Annotated in this window: 2 protein-coding genes and 3 tRNA genes; all 5 read left to right on the top strand. The window is 63.6% G+C overall.

Going from position 1 to position 1,730, the window contains the following annotated elements:
• The first annotated feature begins 64 nt into the window (after nucleotides 1–64).
• A complete protein-coding gene (locus ABGA94_RS01570; protein WP_070489516.1) occupies nucleotides 65–1,081 on the top strand; it encodes an isoaspartyl peptidase/L-asparaginase family protein in 1,017 nt (338 codons plus the stop codon).
• A gap of 137 nt (nucleotides 1,082–1,218) precedes the next feature.
• A tRNA-Tyr gene (locus ABGA94_RS01565) sits at nucleotides 1,219–1,304 on the top strand.
• A gap of 24 nt (nucleotides 1,305–1,328) precedes the next feature.
• A tRNA-Gly gene (locus ABGA94_RS01560) sits at nucleotides 1,329–1,402 on the top strand.
• 49 nt (nucleotides 1,403–1,451) lie between these two features.
• Nucleotides 1,452–1,527: transfer RNA gene (locus tag ABGA94_RS01555), tRNA-Thr, on the top strand.
• A gap of 41 nt (nucleotides 1,528–1,568) precedes the next feature.
• A partial coding sequence (locus tag ABGA94_RS01550; RefSeq protein WP_353761873.1) for a GTP-binding protein occupies nucleotides 1,569–1,730 on the top strand: 162 nt, incomplete at its 3' end.

Genomic DNA, 1,730 nt, shown 5'->3' with positions numbered 1-1,730 from the left:
CCCCCCCCCCCCCCCCGGCACTACCGGTGCAATCCTTTCACTACACCTGCTGGAGATGTACCCGATGAAACTGCGCCTGGTGCTGTCCGCGCTGCTGTCCCTGCCGTTGCTTGCCCAGGCCGCTCCGGCCGCCTCGCCGTTGCTGGTCATCCACGGCGGCGCCGGTGTCGAGCGCAAGGACCTGTCGCCGGCTGAAGAGAAGGCTGCGCGCGACGCGTTGCGCGCGGCGCTGCTGAAGGGCCATGCCGAACTGGCGGCCGGTCGCCCGGCGCTTGCAGCCGTCACTGCGGCAATCACCGTGCTGGAGGACGATCCGACCTTCAACGCCGGCAAGGGCGCGGTGTTCACCCATGACGGCCACAACGAACTGGATGCCGCAGTGATGGATGGCGCCACCCTGGCTGCAGGTGCGGTGGCCGGCGTGCAGCGGGTGCGCAACCCGATCCTGCTGGCCCAGGCCGTGATGCAGAAGTCCAGGCACGTGATGATGGTCGGGCAGGGTGCCGAGGCATTCGCGGTGGAGCAGGGCATCGGCCTTGTCGATCCATCCTACTTCCGTACCGACAAGCGCTGGCAGCAACTGCAGCGCGCATTGAAGGAAGAGGCCAGTGGCCAGGCGCACGCCGACCTGGAGACCGCAAGGCACTTCGGCACGGTGGGCGCGGTTGCCCTGGATGCGCAGGGGCAGCTTGCCGCCGGCACCTCCACCGGTGGCATGACCAACAAGCGCTATGGCCGTGTGGGTGATTCGCCGATCATCGGCGCCGGTACCTGGGCCGACGCGGGCTGCGCGGTATCGGGCACCGGCTGGGGCGAGTACTACATCCGGACTGCGGCCGCGCACGAGATCTGTGCGCGCATGCGCTACCAGCGGCAGACGCCGGAGCAGGCCGGCAGGGGCGTGATCAACGAGATGATTCCGAAGATGGGCGGCGACGGCGGCGCGATCGTGCTTGCCGCAGACGGAAAAATGGCCATGCCGTTCAACACCCGGGGCATGTATCGGGGCTGGATCGGCGCCGACGGCGTCCCCCATGTCGCAATTTTCGCCAGCGAGACCCTGCCGGTTCCTGAGCAATAACCTTGCGTATCAATGGGTTTGCGACAGCGTGTGAAAAAGATGGAAAAAAGCGTTGACAGCCCCCCGCCTGATCAGCAGAATAAGCGGCTCACCACCACACACCGCAACGCTTCGGCGGCAACGGGTTGGGGTGGTAAGGAGGGATACCCAAGCGGCCAACGGGGGCAGACTGTAAATCTGCTGGCTTACGCCTTCGGTGGTTCGAATCCACCTCCCTCCACCAGTTTCACGTTGTGACATTCCCGGCGCGGGAGTAGTTCAATGGTAGAACCTCAGCCTTCCAAGCTGATGGTGCGGGTTCGATTCCCGTCTCCCGCTCCATTGAATGAACTTTGAATATTATCGAGTTCATGTCATAATGCAAAACTCGGCTCACGTAGCTCAGTCGGTAGAGCACTTCCTTGGTAAGGAAGAGGTCGAAGGTTCGATTCCTTTCGTGAGCACCATCTTAAGCATCACCTCTCAGACGAATTCGAGATAAGCAGCCATGGCCAAGGGTAAGTTCGAGCGCACCAAGCCGCACGTCAACGTCGGCACCATCGGTCACGTCGACCACGGCAAGACCACGCTGACCGCCGCACTGACCAAGATCGGTGCCGAGCGCTTCGGTGGCGAGTTCAAGGACTACTCCTCGATCGACGCCGCGCCG

Source organism: Stenotrophomonas sp. 3diitr2024, from assembly GCF_042136455.1.
GTDB classification, from domain to species: domain Bacteria; phylum Pseudomonadota; class Gammaproteobacteria; order Xanthomonadales; family Xanthomonadaceae; genus Stenotrophomonas; species Stenotrophomonas sepilia.
Note: the sequence above shows the minus strand (reverse complement) of the source record. Positions and strands in the feature narration are given on the sequence as shown.

What these genes read in the sequence shown, in the direction of transcription:
- ABGA94_RS01570 (WP_070489516.1), top strand. Translation starts at nt 65, where the DNA reads ATGAAACTGCGCCTGGTGCTGTCCGCGCTGCTGTCCCTGCCGTTGCTT.